We start from the raw sequence: 525 nt of genomic DNA on the forward strand, positions 1-525 counted from the left end.
ATTCTCCTGTTGAACGAAACATAAGGGATGTTGAACATGAAGGCAAGGATCGGCACTGAGAAAGAGGGCCCTAGGAGGGTCAACACTGGATCGGAGATGGTCCGTCGCCCGGTCATGCTATAGCACGACCCAGCGTGTGGTCGTACGCGACCGGCGCAAATCTCGGGAGCTATTGGTCAAGCACCTCGCGGTGGACAATTGGGCGCTTTGGTCGCACGTTTGGGCTCTCAGAATCGCACCGCTGTGACATTCAAATGATCGAGAGTTTCGATGGGCAGTTCCCGTAATTTCATGACGCCCATCGACGCGGTCGACACCAGCGACCTGCCTGACATTGTCGACGTCGTCATGGAAATGGGGCACCCGGATGAGGCTCCCTCCCCTCCCACGCAGGTCCTCGACTCGCGACAAGCATCACTGCCTGCCCATCTCGAAAAGCTGGCCGACCGCGCGCGCGATTACGTCGAGGCGGCGAGTTCGGCAAACACCCGTCGCGCCTATGCCGCCGACTGGAAGCATTTTTGC

1 pseudogene is annotated in these 525 nt (G+C 58.9%); it reads left to right on the forward strand.

The features are described 5' to 3' along the window. Positions 1–270 precede the first annotated feature (270 nt). A pseudogene (locus NKJ08_RS38900) lies at positions 271–525 on the forward strand (integrase); the annotation flags it as partial.

Source organism: Mesorhizobium sp. M0244 (assembly GCF_040321795.1).
In the GTDB taxonomy this organism is placed as follows: domain Bacteria; phylum Pseudomonadota; class Alphaproteobacteria; order Rhizobiales; family Rhizobiaceae; genus Mesorhizobium.